Raw genomic sequence first — 21,666 nt, forward strand, 5'->3', positions numbered from 1 at the left:
ACTGTTATTAAAACTCCTTACTCCAATACTATCAAATTCTCATTTCTAATTCTATATATTATAGATCTCCTTATCTTTTATAAAAGCTCCATGCCCTTCTTCACACTAAATAGTTGTGGCAATTCCCGCCAAAAATAAACTTACGATTGCTAAAATTTGAGTAGCGACTATAGCCCCTCTTAAATGAAACTTATAATCTTTATATCCTTTCATACCTTCCGTACTAGGAATCACAACAAACCTTGGAGTAATCCAGCAAAAAATTAGCCAATCAATTATAAGTAAATCTACTAAATTGAAAATCATTAAAATACCAAAAGTGTGTAAATAGGCATCCATATACATTAATTTTTCATGCTTATGTAGTATATATGTAGAAACGAAGGGACTACCGAAAAGAATAGTATTATATACAATATTAAAATAAATGGTTTGCTTTCTTTCATGAATCGATTTTGGAAAAACTACTTTTTGAATATCTTTCGGATAATCAGTTAACGAAAGTCGAGGATTATAATATAAGGACCCTAAAATCATTACGGATAGTACAATAGACATGATGACACCAACGTACATCATTTGCTCAAATTGATTCATATGCTTCATTCACCCTTTTCTGTAATTACTATGATGGTCATTCACTTAATTACATATTGTATGTACGTATATAATCAAAAATTAACAACTAGCTTTAACACCAAAGCAAAATTGTTGCAATGCAAATGTAAATTTAATACAGTGGAAGCCTAATTGATACAGATAGGATTGGTGAAACCTATGAAAATTGAACATATTGCAATTTGGGTAAATGACTTAGAATGTATGCGTGATTTTTATATAAAATACTTTAACGGTAAAGCAAACTCGTTATACCATAATGAAATGAAACAATTTGAATCTTATTTTATCACGTTCGAATCTGGAGCAAGGCTTGAACTTATGCGTAAAAAAGGGGTTGAAAATAAGCCTAATTTAAACATAACTGGCTATGCTCATATGGCTTTTTCTGTCGGTAGTGAAGAACGAGTGAATGAACTGACAAAGGTGATAAAAGATGCTGGTTATCCTTTATTAAATGGACCACGTTTTACTGGAGATGGCTATTATGAAAGTGTAATAGGTGATCCAGAAGGCAATCAAATAGAAATTACGATTTAACTTACCCTTTTTTACCACCTCCATATTTTCCCGCGGATTAGGCGGTGCTGTTGCTGAGGTGCCAAATGGGGCAACTGCTTACTTTTACCGAAAAGCACTATCAAACATGTCAATATTCGCTACTTGGGAGCAACCAGAAGGTGCCGCTGGAAGTATTCGATGGGTTGAAGACTTCCGCTTAGCGATGCTTCCATTTACAAAAGGTGTCTACGTTAATACGCCTGACCTATCCATTAAAAATTGGCCAGATGCATACTTCAGTTGTAACTTTGACCGATTAATGAAAGTAAAAGCGAAATATGATCCGAAAAATGTTTTTATCTTTCCGAAAAGTATTCCGCTTTTTTTAAATATACACTCCACCTAATCTATCTAAATGCAAAACATCCATTTTTAAAAATGGATGTTTTGTAAAAAAGAAGTTTACATAATATAATTATCAATCACTTATACCAAATAACTATTCAATCATCGAAAGTAAAACGTTCTCAATCTCTTTTTTAGACAGCATACTATCATTTATATACACTTGATATGCATTTCTCCCTTCCCTTGCTGGCACAATTATTTTCATAGCCCTTACATTCGATTCTTTATACTCACCGAATGTAACGTCATAGCCATTTAATTTATATTTCTTTATATTTCCAGTAAAATTAGGTCCTCTTTCAGATGGTTTATCAAATGGTCTATCAATAAAGTAATCTTTATATTCTCCTTCAACAATTTCTAATTGATGAATTGTAAAACCTAATTCTGCCTCTGAAGTATGTGGCTGTTTTTTTACATTTTGTTTTTCATATCTCATCGTAATAAGTGGCATAGGTTTTCCTAGTGTTGCTTCAGCTTTTACCTCTTCAAATACTAATTGATGTCCAACTGGAATATATGTTGGATGCTTGATTGGAAAACCAGTTATTTGTTCAGCTTGTTCAAATGTATAGGTAAAATGTTGATCTATTCTTTCTTCATATGTATGTAATTGTTCCATTACCGCTCTTTCTCTCATTTCTTCATCAGCATTTAGACGATTTGTAGCTGTATATTGTCTCTCACCATTCTCTACGACACTTACTTTTTTATAAAAATAGTACGATTCCTGTAATAAAGTTACATACTTATCAAAATCCTTTTCTGTAAATATACTTTTAGCAATTTCTATACGTTCCATTACGCCATTATAACCATCCTCAGTCATTCCCATATCTTGTCTTGCTTTTTCTGGTGTCCCTACAATTTTATCCATTAATGTTGTACCTGCAAAAGTACCGGTCGGTATTAAAATTGCCGCAGCTACAAATCCAAGCAATAATTTTTTCTTCATAGAAATCTTCCTTTTCATTTTCGACAGTTGGTATTTATAAAAAGAGTTTTTCACTTGATTATCTAGATTTGGAGACGGGTCTAGACTCTCTGCTTTTCTTTTTAGTTCATTCGTTACATATCTCTCAAAATCCATTTACTTCTTCCTCCCTTTCGTTTGGCATTTGTTCCATTTCCATTCTTAATCGTTTTAGTGCTGTGTGTAGTCGAGATTTCACTGTACCAATAGGGATTTGAAGAAGTGTAGCAATTTCATCCAAGCTATATTCATGGAAGTAACGCATAATGACTACTTCACGATGTTTATAAGATAAATTTTGTACAACTTCTACTAATTCACTTCGTGTTTCTTTATGTAAAATAGCTTCATCCATTAAGTAAGGCCGATCTTGTTCATACATTTTCTTCTTTTCAAAGATTCGAAATCGTCGCCACGATTTACGACGCCAATCCTGTACTTCCTTGACAACTAGTCCATGTAACCAAAAACGAAATGAACGATTTATATCATAGTTTGTTATGGACTTCCACATATTGATGTACACTTCATTAACTATATCGTCTACATCTTGGTTTTGACTTCCTACTAAAAATACTACTGTTCTATAAATATCTTTACATGTATATTCATAAATAATTTGAAAGGCTTCTTGGTCCCCAGACCCCATTTTATATAGCCATTCTTTTAATTGTACTTCATCCAAAGCTCCGTTCCCCTCTCATAATCTTTCACACTATATTCGCTCGTTTTTCACAAAAGGTTCATTTTACATGAAAATTTATTTATTACAATAAAAATATAAGGTATATTTTTATGAAAAGGAGGAATTCAAGAATGAATACAGAGGATAAAATTTACGCTGAAAAAGTGTTAAAAAATCTCTTTATCGGATCACAAGTTGATGGATTACAATTTGGTATTTCTTCAGGCACTATAAAGATTCAGTTTACAAACTTTCACGACTCCGTTGATTATGACGGGCAATTATATATCAATATCGAATCAAAATGGTGTTTATTTCATAAACCTCAAAAAAGATACCCATTAAATGAAGATGAATTTGAAGATTATTCTGAGGAAGAAGAATATGAGAGAATATTTGAGATAAGAAGACAAAAAGTTACCGATATACAACTCGGCTTAGAAAGCCCTCATTTAATTATTAATTTAGAGAGCGGACAAATTATTTTTGTAAATGGTTTTCATGATTATTATGAATGTTGGCAAGCTGGTGTCCTATGTGAGCAATGGCTTGTAGTCGCTGCACCTGGGAATGAAATCGCCACTTGGACTCCTGATGAGTTCATCGATAAATAAACTGTTTTCACGAAGAAAAACCGAAAATATTTTATGAACTACATAACTATTTCTATTACACTTAAACGAATAGACATTTTACTTTAATAGAAATCATTTTATTAAATTTGAAAGGATGATAATGATGGCATGTGTCCATGATTTTGGAATAATTGACGAATTTAATTCTCAAAAAAGTTACAATGATTATACACCAGAGAAATATTATTGTATTTCTGTTGCTGATGATATTATCAGTAGCTTAAGTCGAAATTTATCAATTATGAAAACCTACTTTCATACAGTCAAAAATCAGGAATACGGTTTAGCTTATTACGGTATTACAATTATCCCGCCTGAATCATTAGCAATTTTCTATGAAACAGTTACATCTTCAAAGTTCTTCAAAAAATCTGATGAGCTGAATGAGTTAGCTTCAAAAATTGTACAAGCTGCAGCAGAACAGAAGTACATGATCCATTATGGGGTTTAAATGTAATTCAAAAAATGCTTAGGATTTCTCCGAAGCATTTTTTGTATGTTACTAATACATTTATTCCTTAACCATTTAGTCAATGCTTGAGCCTATGGTCCCTTCTTTTACAAGTGAGGGCGCCCATATTAATCTAAATAAGCGTCTCATTTCCAATTTTCCAGCTAAACCATCTCCCGTGTCCTTCTGTTTCTCCAACCGTTTCACGATATTCGTTTCCGTTAATATAATAATCAATATGAAGGTCACGATCCCACATATTGTTATACAGGTGGAATACATCACGTTTTGCGCCGATTTCTTGTATTTGTTTTTCTAATTTATGTTTAACTTGTTCTGGTATTTGATTTGCGACGTGTGTATGGAAAATACAAATAACAGCTTCTTCACTTATTTGTTCAATAATAGATGATAATAGCTCTACACCGTCTCCTTCTATGAATTGGACAGATTCATTTTTCACTAAAGATGCAGCTTGATCAAACATCTCAAGCCTTTCTTTATGTTCTGGCCAAATTAAAGCACGTAACCATAAATAATCTTCCTCATTATGTAAATCATTCACATGTAAGTCCAGTCCGATTCTTTCTACGACAGATGGGCTTTCTTTTAGAAAATGCGGTACATTCTCCCCTCTTATTTCAGAAGTTACATGCACATTTGAATTTATATTTCCGTACATTTCATCCGTCCCGTACGAATAACGATATTGGTCCCAGAACAGTTGCAACCCAGAACTTGTCCCAATTTCAATTAACGCTAACGGCTTCTTCACTTTGTTAAATATGTAGCAGAAACTTGGGTATAAGTATGCGCACCGTCTTACTTCATTTGTTTGAACGAGTTTCGTTTGTAACAAAGTAATGATTTCTTCTCGGTACTCTTTACAGAAATCTTTAAAATGATTAAAAGCTTTATCTAAATTTGTATCAACATATTCGACTAAGCTACTATAATACGTTTTTAAATAATGTTCTTTCCCTGCTAGCAATAAATAATGTACTGCACCTAATAGTAAGTTTGGGACTGGTTGACCTACCTGAGCATAGGACGATAGTGTAAGTACTTCCTCATCTTCAGCAATTTTTATCGATAAATATTCATATAAATTACTTGACCCTTTACATTCCTTTATTGAAAAGTTTCGAAATAAGTTTGAAATTTGCTCTTTTGTACGCATTAAAATCCCTCCTTTTTATTTTTCGGAATAATCTTACCATTACAGAAAGAATAATCCCATAAAAAGGTACTCAATCTAGTCACTTAAGGATACGTAAGCTTTTTCGAGATAATTTCAAACTGTAATTTTTTTCTATTTACCACCTTAAAAGAGCTTGTTAAATAAGATTTTTAGCGAATAAAACGTTAAATAGTTTAAAATTATCAGATAACACTAGATATTTTAGTCTATTAATTATTATAATAGAGTATGAGATGGTTATATAATTGAGACAAAAAAGGTATACACCTAGGTGGGGCCTAGGCGGTGTTTCTCTTTTACGGCTTAGACATAGAAAACACCTACACTTTTTTGCCAATATAGGGGATGGAGAGATTATCATGAGCAACATGCAGCAAAAAACAGACGTTATCTTAATTGGTGCAGGAATTATGAGTGCAACGTTAGGCTCATTACTAAAAGAATTAGCACCAGAATGGGAAATTAAAGTTTTTGAAAAACTCGCAAGTGCCGGGGAAGAAAGCTCTAACGAATGGAATAATGCAGGTACAGGGCATTCTGCGCTATGCGAACTGAACTATACTTCCGAAAAAGCTGACGGATCTATAGATATTAGTAAGGCTGTAAAAGTGAATGAGCAATTCCAGCTTTCAAGACAATTTTGGGCATATCTTGTAAAGAGCAAATTAATTCGTAATCCACAAGATTTTATTATGCCACTACCTCATATGAGTTTAGTACAAGGGGAAAAAAATGTTGAGTTTCTAAAAAACCGTTTTGAAGCGCTTTCAAAAAATCCACTCTTTCAAGGAATGGAATTTTCTGTTGCTCCTGAAACATTAAAAAAATGGCTTCCACTCATTATGGAAGGCCGCACATCTAATGAACCGATGGCGGCAACGAAGATTGACTCTGGAACAGATGTTAACTTCGGTGCATTAACACGTATGTTGTTTGATTACTTAAAAACAAAAAATGTCGAGCTAAACTACAAGCATAGTGTCGAAAATATTAAGCGCACGAAAAATGGTTTGTGGGAAGTAAAAGTACACGATATGAATAGTGGTAAAATTGAGCATCATACTGCTAAATTCGTATTTATTGGCGGCGGTGGCGGTAGCCTACCTCTACTTCAAAAGACTGGTATCCCTGAATCAAAGCATATCGGTGGCTTCCCAGTAAGTGGACTATTTATGGTATGTAAAAACCAAAAAGTTGTAGAGCAGCATCATGCGAAAGTGTACGGTAAAGCTAAAGTTGGCGCTCCGCCAATGTCTGTACCTCATCTAGATACGAGATATATAGACAATAAAAAAGCTTTACTGTTTGGACCATTCGCAGGCTTCTCACCTAAATTCTTAAAAACTGGCTCAAATCTTGACTTAATCGGTTCTGTAAAACCGAATAACGTCTTAACGATGTTAGCCGCTGGTGTAAAAGAAATGGGACTTACAAAATACTTAATTCAGCAAGTTATGTTATCACATGAAAAACGTATGGAAGAATTACGCGAATTCATTCCGAACGCGAAAAGTGAAGATTGGGATATTGTAGTTGCTGGACAACGTGTACAAGTAATTAAAGATACTGATGCTGGCGGTAAAGGAACACTTCAATTTGGTACAGAAGTAGTAAGTGCAGCTGACGGCTCAATCGCCGCATTACTAGGCGCATCACCAGGTGCTTCTACTGCTGTTCACGTCATGCTCGAAGTATTAGAAAAATGTTTCCCAAGCCGCATGGTAGAATGGGAAGAAAAAATAAAAGAAATGATTCCTTCATATGGCATTTCACTAACTGAAAATCCAAGATTGTTCCAAGATCTTCACACTTCTACTGGTCGTACACTTGGATTAAACGAAAAAGAAACTGTTCATAATTAATGCAGAAATAAAAAAACGTCCGATATATTCGGACGTTTTTTTGTCTACTAAAAATTATACTTATCAATATTATCTTTCGTAAATACAACTCGTTCTGGTAATACGATAATTCCGTTCCCTTCTGCCTCATAATCATATCCTTGAATGGAGTTTGGCTCTACTTTCACTTTTCCAATTCCTTTTACTTCGAAGCTATCCCCTACTTTTAACTTCTTCCCTTTTACAACAATTTCATTTGCTACATACGTTGCGAGAGCACCTTGTTGTTTTACATCCCATAAACCAAATTGTTGTACTGTTCCTCGTTTTACATAATCACGCATAACGTTCGGTGTAGAAAATCCAGTTAACACTACTTTTTTATCCATTTTTAAGTTTTCAGCTGCCTGCGCCATTGCTGGGAGTGCTGTTGCATCTGGACAAATAACTGCGTTAATATCTGGATACGTTTTTAATATGTTCTCCCCTACGGATAAAGATTTTTGTGCATTATTTTCACCGTACTGCGTCGTTACAATTTCCCAGTTCGGATATTTCTTTTTAATAATTTCTTTCGCTTTCGTTACCCATTGGTTTTGATCCGTTACTGTCGGGCTAGAATAAAAGAATGCTACTTTTCCTTTATCTCCAATTTGCTTAGAAGTCATTTCTATTAATAAGTTAGCAAGTTGGTCTGGTGTTCCTTGGCTTATATAAAAAGAACGATCTTTCGGATTCACATCAGAATCCCATGTTAAGACGGTCATTCCTTTTTTCTTAGCACGTTGTAGTGATTGCGATAAACCATCAACTGATGTAGAGGAAACCATAAGTGCATCATAGTTTTGGTTAATAAAATTATTTATATACTTTACTTGCCCTGATACACTCGCTTCAGACGGCCCATCATATTTCACTTGTACGCCTAGCTTCTCTCCCATCTCCTTTGCTCCTTCACCGCCCGATGTAAAGAAGCCAACTCCTGTTAATTTCGGAATAAATGCAAATTTCACATCATCCGCTTTTTTCTTATCTACCGTTTGACTGGAACAAGCTATTAAACCAATTAGGCAAATACATACGATCAATACAATCCCTAGTTTTCTCTTCATGACATTTCCCCCTTATGCAAACTCTGTCTTTTTCCCGCTAAAAATTGATGTAATTTGAAATGTCTCATAATAACTGAAAGAATAAGGATAATACCAATAACTACGTTAGATTGTTCATTTGTTAAACCCGTCATTTGCAAGCCATACTGCATGAGCCCAATGAAAATACTCGCCAGTACAGTACCGATAATGCTTCCTTTTCCGCCTGTAATAAGTGTACCGCCTAAGACGACTGCTGTAATGATTGGTAATATTGTTTCGCTTCCTATATCAGCACGTGCAGAACTGAAATATGCAGTTAAGAAAGCTCCTCCTAATCCACCTCCTAACCCAGAAAGTATGTAAGCAATGATTACTACTTTTTTCGTTTTAATCCCGGTGTATTTTGCTGTATTTTCATTCGCGCCTGTTAATTTTACGTGGCGCCCATATATCGTTCGGTGAAACAAAATCGTGCATACAATTGTTAATAAAATAAGTAGCCATAATAAATTGGGTATTCCTATAAAACTACCATTTGCTAGTTGTACATAAGTATCAGGTAAACCGCTTATCCCTTCATATCCAGAAGCACCTGCCCCTCCTGAAATGACGAGTGCAATTCCTCCGTATAAAAACATCGTTCCGAGTGTAACGACTAGTGGTTCTACATCTGTCAATTTTATAATGATTCCGTTTAAAGCTCCTGCTAAGCAACTGACTATAAGTGCCATTATTACTGCTAGTAAAATATGAATTCCATTCATCCAAAACACACCAATTAAAATCGAGGTTAGCCCCATAATTGATCCTACAGATACGTCAATTCCTCCTGTTACAATAACGAAAGTCATTGGAATTGCCGCGATTGCTATGAATAGAAAATCATTTGTACTAAAAAGGAGATTACTAATATTTAAGAAATCGCTGTTTATAAAACTAAAGAGAATGAATTCTATAAGAAGTAATATGATTAAAACACCTTCCCATCTGTAAAAATACTTCATAGATTCATTCTCCTTTCTGCTTTCCACTTCTTCATGACGCTATCTAATATGATAATAAGTAATAGTAAAAAACCTGAAATAGCATTATTCCAAAATGCTGGTATTTTTAAAAAGATAAGTGAACTGCTTATCACTTCTAAAAACAATGCTCCTAGTGCAGCTCCAAATATAGAACCTGTTCCTCCTTTTAGATGAATTCCTCCTAGCACAGCAGCTGCAATCACCTGTAGTTCTATTCCTGTACCAGTTTGATTTGGAACGAACCCGATATTCATAACAAATATGCAACCAGCGATTGCCGCACTTATGCCCGATACAATAAACGCATTTATCTTCACTTGATTAACAGGTATACCAATGAGTCTCGCACCATCTTCATTGTCACCTACCGCATAGAAGTATCTTCCGTAAGGTACCTTCCTTAAAAAGAAATATAGTAGTAATAAAACAATTAGAATACCCCATACAGTTATCGGCAGACCAAGTATGACGATAGATGAAAGTTTCTTAAAATTATTTGGAATATCTTCAATCCACTTCCCGCCTGTGAAGATTAACATTGCACCCCTAACAATTCCTAGCATCCCTAATGTCATAATAATGGCTGGTACCCGAAACTTTGCAACGCCAATCCCGTTTATGAAACCAATACTAGCACCAAGCATTACAGCAGCAAAAATTGACAAGAATGCATTATACCCGTTCGTTAACAACATCCCGCAAACTGCCGCGCTTAATCCCATAATTGAGCCAACTGATACGTCTATATTTTTCGTAAATAAAACGAACGATTGGCCAATTGCTAGAACGACTAAAATAACGCTTGATTTCATTATTAAAGATAACGAGTTAAACTGAACAAAACTAGGATTTATTATACCGACAATGGCTATATAAATTAGTAGTAACAGTATGATAGACGTTTCATGCATTTTTAACATGCGTTTCATTCCGTTACACCTCCGTATGCAAAGCGTGTAACTTCATTCACACTCAGTTGTTCTTTTTCCATATGAGAAACAAATCGCCCATTTCTCATTACATATACACGGTTTACTAATTGGACAATTTCTTCAACATCTGAAGAGATTAATAAAATTGCGAGTCCTTCCCTTTTCATTTTTTTTATCGTCTCATACACTTCAAGCCTTGCTTTCGCATCAATTCCGCGAGTCGGCTCATCAAGAATAATAATTTTAGGATTACATGCAAGATACTTCGCAAGCACGACCTTCTGCTGATTACCTCCTGATAAAGATGCCAATTCTTTATTCATATTCTGTACAACAATTCGGAACTGTTCTATAAACGAATTAACTAAAGCGCTTTCTTTTTCTTGATTTATAAAAAAGCGATTATTTTGATATAAACTTGCTGCTGCAATATTTTCTTTAACAGAAGCAATTGAGAAAATTCCATTCCTCGCCCTATCCTCTGGCACATAAACTAGTCCTTCGTCTAGCCTTTTATGCAAAGAACACGTATCAATTGATTTTCCACCCAATAAGATAGACCCTGATTTTATAGTTTTCAATCCAAATATCGCTTCTGCTAATTCCGTTCTGCCAGATCCTATAATGCCAGCAACACCTACAACCTCACCCGCATGTACAGTGAATGATATATTTTCGAATGCGTGACCATTTATATCAACCACTTCTAATATTTTTTTCGTCTTTGCTGTCTCTTGAACTACTTCTATTTTCTCTTTCTGTTTATATCCTTTTGGCAATAGTCCCTCCATCAGCATGTCATATGTATAGTCACATACATCACCTTGGCTTACAACCATTCCATCACGTAGTATTGCTACTTTGCTGGCAATTTCAAAGATTTCTGGAAATCGATGCGTAATATAAATCATCCCAATTCCTTTTTCTTGTAAACTTTTCATCAACACAAAAAGACTCTTAATTTCATGTGTTGTTAATGTCGATGTTGGCTCATCTAGAATAAGAATCTCAGCTTCTCTTATTAATCCTCTAACGATTTCTACTAACTGTTGTTGCGCAATCGATAATGTTCCTCCTAGTTTATTAAGGTCAATATCCCATCCTAAGCTGCTAATCAATTGCTGAATCTGTACTTTTAGTTTCTTTTTCTTTTCTTTTAACCCAATACATATATTTTCTTCAATGGTCATATGCGGAAAAATGAGCGGTTCTTGTGGTATTAAATAAATCCCTTCTTGGTGTGCTTCTTTTGGATTTGCAAACTGCTGTCTCTTTCCTTTCACATACATTTCTCCACTATCATACGAATATAACCCCATTAATATTTTCATTAATGTCGATTTCCCGGCGCCATTTCCACCAACTAAAGCGTATATATCACCATGCTCTACTTGTAAGTTCACTTCCTTTAGCACAAGTTGATTCGAAAACGCCTTACTCATTTTCTTCACTTGTAATAAGGGCACATTCTCCACATGATGTCACCTGCCTTTACCCAGAACATTTTTTGAGAAAATGATTATTTGTTCTACTTGTTTTGTAGCATTGTATATTCCTTTTTTCATATCTAGAACACTTTTTTCAATGTACTATTAATCGTTTCAACTGGAATAAACAAAATATGTGACACATATGTTTAAGCATTGGTCAATTGTTGAAAGGGATGAAGAGTATGTCACAGCTGAACTTTGAAGAAAATTTATTAACTAAAGTAGCCTGGTACTATTATAAAGATCAATTAACACAACAAGAGATTGCTTCACTTCTTCATATTTCAAGAAATAAGGTTGTCCGGTTATTAGATAAGGCACGCAGTGAAGGTATCGTTACATTTCACGTAAAAGGAACCGGTTTGCATTGCTTGAGCATTGAACGTGACTTAATGAAAAAGTTCCACTTAAAAGATGCTTTCATTATCCCTACTCCAATAAACAATTATGCTACTTCTCTCGGAAAAGCCGCTGCACAATATTTAGAGACTCATCTCCAACAAGGTGATTTACTCGGCATCGGCTGGGGTGAAACGATAAGTAAAATGCTAGAAAACATTCATTTTGAAAGTTCTATTAATCTTTCATTCGTAACGCTAACAGGCGGAGTAAACCACTATCTCCCAAGAAAACAAAACTATTTACACTACATGCAAGGTGATCTTCATATTATTCCTACTCCTTTTCTAGCATCTTCTACTGAAATGGCACAAAGTATTTTATCAGAACCAAGTGTGAAAGATATGCTTCATGTCGCTTCACTTGCACATACAGCAGTTGTCGGTATTGGCGGGTTATCTCAAGACGCTACGATTGTAAAAGAAGAAAAATTAACGCTACGTGAAATGACATATATTCGAAGTCAAAACGGGGCGGGCGATATTTTAGGACAGTTTTATAATACGAATGGTGATTTATTAGAGCTCTCGCATCACAATCGTCTAATTGGCACGCCTCTCTCTATTTTGCGCAATATGAATCATGTCGTTGGTGTTGCTGGAGGTACAGAAAAGATAGATGCAATTTATGGTGCCTTAAAGGGAAAGTTCATTCATACATTAATTACCGATGAGGAAACGGCCCTCTCCTTATTACGAAAGGATGGTGATTGTTAATGTCTCATTTATTAGCTTTTGATGCTGGTACAGGAAGCATTCGAGCTGTTCTTTTTGATTTACTAGGTAATCAAATTGCGGTCAGTCAAAAAGAATGGGTTCATAATACGGATCCTCGTTACCCAGGTTCTATGAATTTTGATGTAATAGAAAACTGGAAGCTAGTACAACAATGCACGAAAGAAGTTTTACAAAGAAGTAATGTCACGCCTTCTTCTATTCAAGCTATTAGTGCTACTAGTATGCGGGAAGGTTTTGTTTTATATGATAAAAATGGGCAAGAAATTTGGGCTTGTGCAAATGTTGATGGGCGTGCATCCGCTGAAGTTAGTGAGCTAAAAGAAATACGGTCACATCTTGAAGAAGATTTATATACTAGATCTGGTCAAACTTTTTCATTAGGTGCTTTACCTCGCCTACTTTGGATTAAAAAACATGAACCAGACGTCTACAACAATATTCACTCCTTTACGATGTTAAATGATTGGATTTTGTATAAATTAAGCGGCGTACTGCAAATCGACCCTTCCAACGGTTGTACGTCTGGAATCTTTGATTTACAAAATAGAAATTGGGATAACGATGTCGCTAAAGAGTGTGGTATATCTTTGCCATTTTCACCAAAAGTAAATGAAGCTGGCACTGTGATTGGTAATGTTACAAAAGAGTGTGCAGCACTAACTGGTTTACTTGAAGGGATTCCTGTCGTCGCTGGCGGCGGTGATGCTCAAATGGCAGCACTCGGGACTGGAGTCGTAAAACCAAATCAAACTTTAATATGCGGCGGCAGCTTTTGGCAACAGGAAGTGAATATTGCAGAGTCAACAACGGATCCAAATGCTGCAATTCGAGTAAATTGTCACGTCGTTCCGAACCTTTGGCAATATGAAACGATTGCCTTTTTCCCTGGCCTCGTTATGCGTTGGTTTCGAGACGCTTTTTGCCAAGAAGAAAAAAAGCTCGCTGAAAAACTCGGTGTAGACGCTTATGAATTATTAGAAGAACAAGCGAAAGACGTTCCTGTCGGTTCATATGGTATTATCCCTACTTTTTCAAACGTTATGAACTACATTTCTTGGCGTCATGCCGCACCTTCATTCTTAAATTTAAGTTTAGACGCTGACAAATGCGGAAAAAAAGAAATGTTCCGTGCTATTGAAGAAAATGCCGCCTTCGTTACACTTGGAAACTTAAAACTAATTGAAAATCTTACTGGTACATTCCCTTCTGAAGTCATTTTTGCTGGCGGTGCCGCTAAAGGGCAACTATGGCCACAAATTCTATCAGACGTTCTCGGCATTCCTGTAAAAGTACCAGTTGTGAAAGAAGCAGCTGCTTTAGGAACTGCAATTGCTGCTGGAGTTGGCGCTGGCATATATTCATCTATGGAAGAGACTGCCGAACAATTTGTACAGTGGGAAAATACATTTGAACCAATCACTGAAAATCACGAGCTATACAAGGAATTCTATGAAACATGGAAAACCGTGTATAGCAGTCAGCTCGCTTTAGCTGATAAAGGACTTACAACACATATGTGGATTGCGCCTGGTGCACTGTAACACATTTACATAAAGGAGTGAACTGTATGTTAAAAGCGAATGAAAATGATTTCTCCTATCGCTTCGGTGATAACGGGCCGAAATATTTAATACAAGGCCCGAATATTGATCTTGGTCTTGTTGTCATTCAGCCTGGGCAAGAGTTTCAAAATCATTACCATACAACGTGTGAAGAAGTTTTTTATGCGTTAGAAGGTGAAATAGACTTCTATGTAAATAACGAAAGAGTTCCGATTAAACAAGGTGATGTCCTGCAAGTTCGCCCTCATGAATCTCACTATCTGATTAACCATTCTGACAAACCTTTTAAAGCTGTTTTTATAAAGTCACCACATTTACCAAATAAAGATACGGTACAAAAGGAAAATCCAACATTAACGAAGGAGTGATTTGGAATGACTTGGGGATTTAAAAATCGATTAAATACAATTTTACCTGATGGCAGAGCGGTAATGTTAGCGATAGATCACGGCTACTTTTTAGGGCCAATCCACGGGCTTGAACAGCCACTTGAAACTGTTAAAAACTTACTTCCTTACACGGATTCTCTCTTTTTAACACGTGGTGTACTTAGCTCCTGCATTCCTGAAAACTGCAGCACACCGATGGTTATGCGTGTATCTGGCGGCGCTACTGTCGTCGGTAAAGATTTAGCGAATGAAACAATTGTTACACCTGTGAAAGAAGCAGTGAAGCAAAACGCAATTGGCGTTGGCGTTTCTGTTTTTGTCGGATCAGACTATGAAACACAAACTGTTTCGAATCTCGCAAATGTAGTCTCTGAAGCTCACGATTACGGCCTACCTGTACTCGGCATTACCGCAGTCGCAAAAGAATTACAAAAACGTGAAGCTCGCTTTCTAGCACTTGCTTCCCGCGTATGTGTTGAAATGGGTGCTGATATTATTAAAACGTATTACTGCGAAGGATTCGAAAAAATAACGAGCACATGCCCTGCCCCAGTTGTCATCGCGGGCGGCCCAAAACTAGATTCAATTGAAGATGCATTAAACATTACGTACAATGCACTGCAAGAAGGTGCAATCGGCGTAGACATGGGCCGGAACATATGGCAATCTGAACATCCTGCTGCGATGATTCAAGCGATACATGGTATTGTGAAAAATGGATTGAATGTGAAAGAGGCGCTTGAACTTTATAATGACGTGAAGAATTAATGTGAAAAGACAGACTATTTATTAGTCTGTCTTTTTTACTTTACAGTGAAACTTTCTTAATCCGTCTTCTAATATGATACATATTTAAATTTTATACACCTTCAAATGATTACTCTTGATGATCACTATTAAGCTTTGAAACTTTCTTATCTTCTCTATAATCAAGACAAGACACTTCAATTAATAAGCCATTAAATACTGTAAAATAAAAACCATAACTACTACCTCTCATCGAATAAGGTTCCTTGTCTATTTCAATGCCGCCGGCTACTAAACGATTATACGCTTGATCCACTTCACTTGATGTATCCACTAAAAAACCAATATGAAAAGCTTCCGGATACGTAACTTCCTTATTCCCCTTAAATGCCTTTGGATCACTTAGTACAAGTATAAATCAACTCTCATCACTACTAGTGCCTTTCCCTTTTGCTCCAAAAATTGAAAATCAAAAAATGTTTCAAAGAAATATGTCGCTTCTGATAAAGTGAAACTTTAATTAGTGGGGTTTTATTCATCCCCCACTGATTATTAGTTGAATCAATCGGGCTTTTACGAGCAGTTGATCCCCCACCTAACTTCTTTTCTTTAGCTGAATTTTGAGGTGGGGGTCTTACTGCCCGTTAATGTGGGATAAATCATCAACACATAAATTTAAATGATTCAGCTTCATGTACTCATCTCCTTTTAAACAGAGGGTATATAGACTCATTTTCATAACACTTAAATATGTAAGACAAGATATTCAAGCGTTCCATCTAAGACCATGCTTTATAAGTCTAATATTTTTTCTATAGCCTAGAACTTTTTTTAAATGAATGAAAAATTTTCTATCATTCCCATCCCCCAGTATTAAAAAAGAGGATACATGTTTGCTTCTACAACATGTATCCTCTGCTTGTATATTACGACTGTTGATAAGCCGCTTTCGATGATTTCACATAATAAACCGCATGATCCACATTAATAATATGATCTGGTTTTGGTTTACCACGGCCCGCTCTATGTCCAGCTAAGTGTTCTTCACTTGTTTCCCAGTTTTTCCATGCTTCTTCCGATTCCCAGCGAATCATAACGACAACTTCTTCGTCTCCTCTTCTTACTTTTTTCACAAGAACACTCAAGTCGATAAAGCCTTCAAATTTTTCAATAATACCTTCTCCAGTGAAACGTTCTACAACTATATTTGATGTACCTTCTTTTACTGTAAATGTTTTCGTTTCGATAAACATATATCCCACTCCCTCTTTGTAATACGAATACTAGTATTCTTCTATTATAATTGATTATGATAATTATTTTCAATTGTAAAGTTTTAATTTTTTGAATTATGCTGATTTCTTTTCTATCGCCTCATCTAAAAATTTGAAATATGGAAGTAACATTCCTATTAAAGAGGTGACACATATAATTGCACCGATGATTAAATATAGCACTCTTACTCCCCACATTTCACTCAATATTCCCCCTACTAACACACCTAACGGCATAGCGGATCGTATGAAAAATAAACGCACTGAAAATACTTGTCCTATCATATTATTCGGCACGGTTTGTTGGCATATTGTTGTGTTATAAACATTGAAAAATGCAATACAAATCCCTGCTATTACTTCAATTATTATTGCAATAATAATACTATGATTGAACCCTAATGAAATGTATGTGAGTCCTCCTATAAACAATCCTCCAAGCATAAGTATACGCCGGCTTTTATATGTTACTTTTCCGACTAATACTGAGCCAATTACATAGCCAAGTGGAAAACCTGCCATGAAATAGCCGTACTCTGCATATCCTGCTGACAGCTCGTCTTTTATATAAGGAAGATTTGTGACCATTGTTACCCCTACTCCAAACTGCACAAAAGTAAGAAATATACCGAGCCAAACGATGATTGGTTTTGTAAAAAAATATGTAAAACCTTGAAGGAATTGTTCTAGCCACGTTTTTCGTATATCTGTTGTAGTTCTCTTTTCTTTTATATAAAGTAAGAAAGCACCACTAACAAATAGACAAATACATACGAAAGATAATGTAAGTTCTGTTCCAATGAAATGAATGACTACTCCACCTAATACTGGCGCAAGAAACATCATGAGACGAGTCATTCCATCAATATACGCATTTGCGTCTTGAAGTTGTTCTTTACTTACAATGCTCGGTGTAATTGCCTGACTCGCAGGTGTATAAAGAGGTGTAATAAGTCCCACTACAATTTGAACAACATAAATATGCCAAACTTCTATACTACCTGTAACTAGCATCACCAAAGGTAATAAGAATACGGATGCTCGTATCCATTGTGAAAAAATCATAATCCACTTCCGGCTCCATTTATCAATAAATGGGCCACTTATTAATTGCAGTATGAGTGATGGGATGAAATATAATAGCCACATACTACTTAAAGCTGTTTTTGACCCTGTTAATTCATAAACAAGAATCGAATTACATAACGTTCCGAAAGCCCCGCCCAATTCTGAAATCGCGCTACCTATCCACATGAAAAAGAACGAACGATTTTTCAATACATTTTTCAATTTCATACACCAACTTTTCTTTTATATTCCTCCCTTTATGTACATTCTCGTTGTTAATTATCTATTCAAAAACATATCTAATTCTTTCGCTAACGACTGTACTGCTTTCTTTCTTAATACATATTTCCCGTCATGTATATCTACTAACTTCGCTGCACGTAACAATTTCAAATGATGGTGTACAGTCGATTTACCGAGTTGCAGTCTTTCTGTAATTTCCTGCAATGTTCTTTCTTTTTCAAACAACATTTTTACAATGCGTAACCTTGCTTCATCCCCAAGCGCCTTATGTTTTTGAACTAAAAAATAATTCGGTTCATATAGATCTTCAGGATGGATGCTTTCGTTTGCAACTGGGTAATGAAATACTTTCGTATCTTCAATATCCGCCTCAATATTCCACGGTCTGTACGTCATTTGCGGGATAAGAAGTACATTATGAACACTTGGTTCTGGCATATAGTTCACACCGCCAGTCGCCCACTCGACGAACTCTTCCGGTTTCATCTTTTTATTCATCTCATTTTTCGCTTCATAGTCTCTTTGTAATATAGAAAGTATTTTCTCTTCCTCTTTCTGAATAACACTCTCATACCAACCTGTCATTACAGCGATTAAATGAGGTTTCAGCACTTGTACATCCACATTACATATAAAACGAATATACGTAGAGAAAAACTGATGATCCTGCGTTAGTTCCTCTAGTTCATGTATTGCAGTTACGTCTCCACTCGCTGCTAAATGTCTTTTCTTTTCATGCTTCTCGCCTAAAAACGGTAAACATATATATTTCAAATCTACTTCTGAAAGCGCATTGATTTTAGTATGAAACTGTGATATTTCCTGAAACTCCCCTTTATACAACAACTGAAGTAACGCTTTCCACGTATTATGTTCCTCTACAAACTGTAAGTGCTCTCTCATTTCTTCTGTTAATGATTTCTTAATTTCTTCCCATTCATTTTGACTCTTTTCAAGAGTATCAATTAACCGCTTATGAGTAATCGCAGCAATGCCAAGTGCACATTCGAAAAGTATCGAATATTTCACTTGAACGTTATAAGTTTCTCTCTTTCTACTCGTTATGTGATAGACCTCCATTTTTATCCCTCCTTGTTTGCTATATATTTAATTCTATTTTTATCGAATTATACCTTCTATATTTTTAGAATTATATTACAACTTTAAAAATATTCTAATCAATGAGCAAATAGAAAAGATTTATACTCTTTTTTATTCTGACTCAATTAAAACCTTGATTATTAAAAATGAAAGTTTTTAATGCCTCTTTTATACATTGCATTTCCTTCTCTTGATCAGCTATAAAGAAGGTTTATTGAAGAGAAAAGAGAATTGATTTTATTAAGAAAAATGAATAGGAGGCTATACGAATGGGGAGAAAAGAAATGTTGCAAAATGGAGTCCAACAAGTTTTTTACGAAGAAGAATGGTACCCACCAATATCAGAAGCGTTAAAAAATCTTACTGCTGAACAAGCATGTTGGCAACCAGAAGGTGCTGCCAGTAATACGATTTGGGAAAATGTGAACCATTTATTAATCTTTAAAGAACGCCTACTTTCCCGCTTACATGAAGACAACACATTTGTTGCTCCACAAAATAATGATGAAACCTTTATCCAAGGTGAGCCTAATGATGATAACGCTTGGCAACAAACAGTAAAGCGAACGCTTCAAGTACATGATGCCTTACAATCTTCATTAACCGCCCTTCAAGAAGCAGAACTAGATCAACTAAGTCCTTCTCTACCAGTTTGGCAACAATATATGAATATCCTTTTGCATGATGCTTATCATACAGGACAAATTATACAGCTTCGGAAACTTCAAGGTTCATGGCCAACTCACCGTTCTTATTTATAAAGTGAAATTTTAATCAGCTCTTACCAATCGGGATTTTGCGGCAGCCCATCCCCACCTCACTTCTTTGCTTTCCCTGAATTTTGAGGTGGAAGTCTTACTGCCCGTTAATCCGAGATAAACGATGTTTAAAATCGCATAGGTTTAATATCCAACAAAGCAATTGAAAATAGCTACTTGTTTTGTAATTACTGCGATTGCTCAAAATAAAGCAAATTAAAATACGTGAATCCCAAACATCATTTACCTTCTTCATAACTTCTGATCATAATCCAAATTTGGAAGAATAGAGGCTTTTTTATATACAAATAATAAGCCTCAAGGAGTTGTTGACATGTATTTCATATTGAATATGTTAGGGATTTTCGTTGTCATATTAATCGTTTTCTTATGTTCGCCTAATAAAAAACATATAAAATGGAGACCAATTGTAATTCTCATCCTATTGGAGCTTTTTATTACGTGGTTTATGTTAGGCACAAAGCTCGGCAGTATTATCATTAATAAAATTGCGTCATTTTTCAGTTGGCTACTAGCATGTGCGAATGAAGGTATTCGATTTGCATTTCCTTCAGCTATGGAAAGTCAGCACATTGATTTCTTCTTTAGTGCGTTACTTCCTATCATTTTTGTTATTACTTTTTTCGATATTCTTTCTTATTTCGGAATCTTAACTTGGATTATTGATAAAGTAGGTGCAGTTATTTCAAAGATTTCTCGTTTACCAAAGTTAGAAAGTTTCTTTTCGATTCAAATGATGTTTTTAGGAAACACCGAAGCACTTGCGGTTGTTCGTGATCAATTATCTGTTTTAAAAGAAAATCGATTATTAACTTTTGGAATTATGAGTATGAGTAGCGTTAGCGGATCCATTCTTGGTGCTTATTTATCAATGGTTCCAGCAACATATATTTTCAGCGCAATCCCATTAAACTGTATTAACGCATTAATTTTAGCCAATGTATTAAATCCTGTGGAAGTTTCGAAAGAAGAAGACGTTGTTTACACACCTTCAAAACATGAAAAAAAGGATTTCTTTTCTACTATTTCAAACAGTATGTTAGTTGGGATGAATATGGTTATCGTTATTTTAGCTATGGTAATTGGTTATGTAGCTTTAACAGCATGTTTAAATGGGATTTTAGGATTTTTTGTAACAGGGTTAACAATTCAAAAAATCTTCTCCATTATCTTTAGTCCTTTTGCATTTTTACTCGGTTTATCAGGCAGTGATGCTATGTATGTAGCTGAATTAATGGGGATCAAAATAACGACGAATGAATTTGTTGCAATGATGGATTTAAAATCAAACTTAAAGTCGCTACAACCACATACGATTGCGGTTGCAACAACATTTCTAGCTTCTTTTGCTAACTTTAGTACAGTAGGTATGATTTACGGAACTTACAATTCATTATTTGGCGGAGAAAAATCATCAGTCATCGGTAAAAATGTTTGGAAGCTTCTTGTTAGCGGAATGGCGGTTTCTTTATTAAGCGCTATGCTTGTTGGACTATTTGTATGGTAAACATTC

General features: G+C 35.3%; 22 protein-coding genes and 1 pseudogene. 11 read left to right on the forward strand and 12 right to left on the reverse strand.

Annotation, left to right across the window (positions count from 1 at the left end):
* Positions 1–105: 105 nt before the first annotated feature.
* Positions 106–597, reverse strand: coding sequence for a hypothetical protein (locus AXW78_RS14265; RefSeq protein WP_001071245.1), 492 nt, complete (start codon positions 595–597; stop codon positions 106–108).
* Between the two features lie 180 nt (positions 598–777).
* On the opposite strand from AXW78_RS14265, the gene AXW78_RS14270 reads away from it, so the two are divergent.
* Both AXW78_RS14270 and AXW78_RS33880 read left to right on the forward strand, forming a co-directional pair.
* Entirely contained in the window at positions 778–1,158 is a 381-nt protein-coding gene (locus AXW78_RS14270) for a VOC family protein (protein WP_000687533.1), read from the forward strand.
* Between the two features lie 58 nt (positions 1,159–1,216).
* A complete protein-coding gene (locus AXW78_RS33880) occupies positions 1,217–1,525 on the forward strand; it encodes a BBE domain-containing protein (RefSeq protein ID WP_002164073.1) in 309 nt (102 codons plus the stop codon).
* Positions 1,526–1,618: 93 nt separating this feature from the next.
* On the opposite strand, the gene AXW78_RS14280 is transcribed toward AXW78_RS33880, so the two are convergent.
* Both AXW78_RS14280 and AXW78_RS14285 read right to left on the reverse strand, forming a co-directional pair.
* Entirely contained in the window at positions 1,619–2,617 is a 999-nt protein-coding gene (locus AXW78_RS14280) for a hypothetical protein (RefSeq protein WP_000345240.1), read from the reverse strand.
* Entirely contained in the window at positions 2,607–3,185 is a 579-nt protein-coding gene (locus AXW78_RS14285; protein WP_000344753.1) for a sigma-70 family RNA polymerase sigma factor, read from the reverse strand. The genes AXW78_RS14280 and AXW78_RS14285 overlap by 11 nt, the downstream gene beginning before the upstream one ends.
* Positions 3,186–3,316: 131 nt before the next feature.
* On the opposite strand from AXW78_RS14285, the gene AXW78_RS14290 reads away from it, so the two are divergent.
* Together AXW78_RS14290 and AXW78_RS14295 are read left to right on the forward strand one after the other, a co-directional pair.
* Entirely contained in the window at positions 3,317–3,799 is a 483-nt protein-coding gene (locus AXW78_RS14290; protein WP_001090923.1) for a hypothetical protein, read from the forward strand.
* Between the two features lie 124 nt (positions 3,800–3,923).
* Positions 3,924–4,271 (forward strand): hypothetical protein, encoded by a 348-nt coding sequence (locus AXW78_RS14295; RefSeq protein ID WP_000752494.1) that lies wholly within the window; start codon positions 3,924–3,926, stop codon positions 4,269–4,271.
* Between the two features lie 133 nt (positions 4,272–4,404).
* On the opposite strand, the gene AXW78_RS14300 is transcribed toward AXW78_RS14295, so the two are convergent.
* Complete coding sequence (locus tag AXW78_RS14300; protein ID WP_001259297.1) at positions 4,405–5,451, reverse strand: DUF2332 domain-containing protein; 1,047 nt, start codon at positions 5,449–5,451, stop codon at positions 4,405–4,407.
* Between the two features lie 380 nt (positions 5,452–5,831).
* On the opposite strand from AXW78_RS14300, the gene AXW78_RS14305 reads away from it, so the two are divergent.
* Positions 5,832–7,334 (forward strand): malate:quinone oxidoreductase, encoded by a 1,503-nt coding sequence (locus AXW78_RS14305; protein ID WP_061884298.1) that lies wholly within the window; start codon positions 5,832–5,834, stop codon positions 7,332–7,334.
* A 47-nt stretch (positions 7,335–7,381) separates the two neighbouring features.
* Here AXW78_RS14305 and lsrB read toward each other — a convergent pair whose 3' ends face one another.
* From lsrB to AXW78_RS14325, 4 genes are read right to left on the reverse strand one after another with little or no spacing between them, the layout of a single operon-like run.
* Entirely contained in the window at positions 7,382–8,425 is a 1,044-nt protein-coding gene (gene lsrB / locus AXW78_RS14310) for an autoinducer 2 ABC transporter substrate-binding protein LsrB (protein WP_000823668.1), read from the reverse strand.
* A complete protein-coding gene (locus AXW78_RS14315) occupies positions 8,422–9,411 on the reverse strand; it encodes an ABC transporter permease (protein ID WP_046945990.1) in 990 nt (329 codons plus the stop codon). The genes lsrB and AXW78_RS14315 overlap by 4 nt, the downstream gene beginning before the upstream one ends.
* The gene (locus AXW78_RS14320) at positions 9,408–10,361 is read right to left on the reverse strand and encodes an ABC transporter permease subunit (protein ID WP_046945991.1); all 954 of its coding nucleotides are present in this window, start codon (positions 10,359–10,361) and stop codon (positions 9,408–9,410) included. Before AXW78_RS14320 ends, AXW78_RS14315 begins: the two co-directional genes overlap by 4 nt.
* A complete protein-coding gene (locus AXW78_RS14325; protein WP_000432622.1) occupies positions 10,358–11,839 on the reverse strand; it encodes a sugar ABC transporter ATP-binding protein in 1,482 nt (493 codons plus the stop codon). The genes AXW78_RS14320 and AXW78_RS14325 overlap by 4 nt, the downstream gene beginning before the upstream one ends.
* Before the next feature lie 197 nt (positions 11,840–12,036).
* On the opposite strand from AXW78_RS14325, the gene AXW78_RS14330 reads away from it, so the two are divergent.
* From AXW78_RS14330 to lsrF, 4 genes are read left to right on the forward strand one after another with little or no spacing between them, the layout of a single operon-like run.
* Entirely contained in the window at positions 12,037–12,969 is a 933-nt protein-coding gene (locus AXW78_RS14330) for a sugar-binding transcriptional regulator (protein ID WP_000080661.1), read from the forward strand.
* Positions 12,969–14,531, forward strand: coding sequence for an autoinducer-2 kinase (gene lsrK, locus AXW78_RS14335; RefSeq protein WP_000018829.1), 1,563 nt, complete (start codon positions 12,969–12,971; stop codon positions 14,529–14,531). Before AXW78_RS14330 ends, lsrK begins: the two co-directional genes overlap by 1 nt.
* A gap of 26 nt (positions 14,532–14,557) precedes the next feature.
* Positions 14,558–14,920 carry a cupin domain-containing protein gene (locus AXW78_RS14340; protein WP_000909983.1) on the forward strand — a complete coding sequence of 121 codons (363 nt, stop codon included), beginning with the start codon at positions 14,558–14,560 and terminating at the stop codon, positions 14,918–14,920.
* Positions 14,921–14,926: 6 nt separating this feature from the next.
* The gene (gene lsrF, locus AXW78_RS14345; protein ID WP_000219774.1) at positions 14,927–15,709 is read left to right on the forward strand and encodes a 3-hydroxy-5-phosphonooxypentane-2,4-dione thiolase; all 783 of its coding nucleotides are present in this window, start codon (positions 14,927–14,929) and stop codon (positions 15,707–15,709) included.
* A gap of 109 nt (positions 15,710–15,818) precedes the next feature.
* Here lsrF and AXW78_RS14350 read toward each other — a convergent pair.
* The 4 genes and pseudogenes from AXW78_RS14350 to AXW78_RS14365 form a co-directional block, all read right to left on the reverse strand.
* Positions 15,819–16,195 (reverse strand): annotated as a pseudogene (locus AXW78_RS14350) (VOC family protein); the annotation flags it as partial.
* A 419-nt stretch (positions 16,196–16,614) separates the two neighbouring features.
* Entirely contained in the window at positions 16,615–16,941 is a 327-nt protein-coding gene (hmoA, locus tag AXW78_RS14355) for a heme-degrading monooxygenase HmoA (protein WP_000469496.1), read from the reverse strand.
* A gap of 96 nt (positions 16,942–17,037) precedes the next feature.
* Complete coding sequence (locus tag AXW78_RS14360) at positions 17,038–18,258, reverse strand: MFS transporter (RefSeq protein WP_000769367.1); 1,221 nt, start codon at positions 18,256–18,258, stop codon at positions 17,038–17,040.
* A gap of 51 nt (positions 18,259–18,309) precedes the next feature.
* Positions 18,310–19,353: an ArsR/SmtB family transcription factor gene (locus AXW78_RS14365; protein WP_000454557.1), complete on the reverse strand. Its 1,044-nt coding sequence runs from the start codon at positions 19,351–19,353 to the stop codon at positions 18,310–18,312.
* A gap of 290 nt (positions 19,354–19,643) precedes the next feature.
* Here AXW78_RS14365 and AXW78_RS14370 point away from each other — a divergent pair, with 290 nt between their 5' ends.
* The gene (locus AXW78_RS14370) at positions 19,644–20,135 is read left to right on the forward strand and encodes a DinB family protein (RefSeq protein ID WP_000532729.1); all 492 of its coding nucleotides are present in this window, start codon (positions 19,644–19,646) and stop codon (positions 20,133–20,135) included.
* A 331-nt stretch (positions 20,136–20,466) separates the two neighbouring features.
* Entirely contained in the window at positions 20,467–21,660 is a 1,194-nt protein-coding gene (locus AXW78_RS14375) for a NupC/NupG family nucleoside CNT transporter (RefSeq protein ID WP_000273601.1), read from the forward strand.
* Positions 21,661–21,666: the final 6 nt, after the last annotated feature.

Origin of the sequence: Bacillus thuringiensis (assembly GCF_001595725.1) — a bacterium.
In the GTDB taxonomy this organism is placed as follows: Bacteria; Bacillota; Bacilli; order Bacillales; family Bacillaceae_G; genus Bacillus_A; species Bacillus_A thuringiensis_K.

Coding starts and splice junctions, on each gene's coding strand:
- AXW78_RS14300 (WP_001259297.1), bottom strand. CDS start 5,451: ATGCGTACAAAAGAGCAAATTTCAAACTTATTTCGAAACTTTTCAATA.
- AXW78_RS14330 (WP_000080661.1), top strand. CDS start 12,037: ATGTCACAGCTGAACTTTGAAGAAAATTTATTAACTAAAGTAGCCTGG.
- AXW78_RS14315 (WP_046945990.1), bottom strand. CDS start 9,411: ATGAAGTATTTTTACAGATGGGAAGGTGTTTTAATCATATTACTTCTT.
- lsrK (WP_000018829.1), top strand. CDS start 12,969: ATGTCTCATTTATTAGCTTTTGATGCTGGTACAGGAAGCATTCGAGCT.
- AXW78_RS14290 (WP_001090923.1), top strand. CDS start 3,317: ATGAATACAGAGGATAAAATTTACGCTGAAAAAGTGTTAAAAAATCTC.
- AXW78_RS14360 (WP_000769367.1), bottom strand. CDS start 18,258: ATGAAATTGAAAAATGTATTGAAAAATCGTTCGTTCTTTTTCATGTGG.
- AXW78_RS14370 (WP_000532729.1), top strand. CDS start 19,644: ATGGGGAGAAAAGAAATGTTGCAAAATGGAGTCCAACAAGTTTTTTAC.
- AXW78_RS14340 (WP_000909983.1), top strand. CDS start 14,558: ATGTTAAAAGCGAATGAAAATGATTTCTCCTATCGCTTCGGTGATAAC.
- AXW78_RS14265 (WP_001071245.1), bottom strand. CDS start 597: ATGAATCAATTTGAGCAAATGATGTACGTTGGTGTCATCATGTCTATT.
- AXW78_RS14365 (WP_000454557.1), bottom strand. CDS start 19,353: ATGGAGGTCTATCACATAACGAGTAGAAAGAGAGAAACTTATAACGTT.
- AXW78_RS14320 (WP_046945991.1), bottom strand. CDS start 10,361: ATGAAACGCATGTTAAAAATGCATGAAACGTCTATCATACTGTTACTA.
- AXW78_RS14280 (WP_000345240.1), bottom strand. CDS start 2,617: ATGGATTTTGAGAGATATGTAACGAATGAACTAAAAAGAAAAGCAGAG.
- lsrB (WP_000823668.1), bottom strand. CDS start 8,425: ATGAAGAGAAAACTAGGGATTGTATTGATCGTATGTATTTGCCTAATT.
- hmoA (WP_000469496.1), bottom strand. CDS start 16,941: ATGTTTATCGAAACGAAAACATTTACAGTAAAAGAAGGTACATCAAAT.
- AXW78_RS14375 (WP_000273601.1), top strand. CDS start 20,467: ATGTATTTCATATTGAATATGTTAGGGATTTTCGTTGTCATATTAATC.
- AXW78_RS14305 (WP_061884298.1), top strand. CDS start 5,832: ATGAGCAACATGCAGCAAAAAACAGACGTTATCTTAATTGGTGCAGGA.
- lsrF (WP_000219774.1), top strand. CDS start 14,927: ATGACTTGGGGATTTAAAAATCGATTAAATACAATTTTACCTGATGGC.
- AXW78_RS14295 (WP_000752494.1), top strand. CDS start 3,924: ATGGCATGTGTCCATGATTTTGGAATAATTGACGAATTTAATTCTCAA.
- AXW78_RS14270 (WP_000687533.1), top strand. CDS start 778: ATGAAAATTGAACATATTGCAATTTGGGTAAATGACTTAGAATGTATG.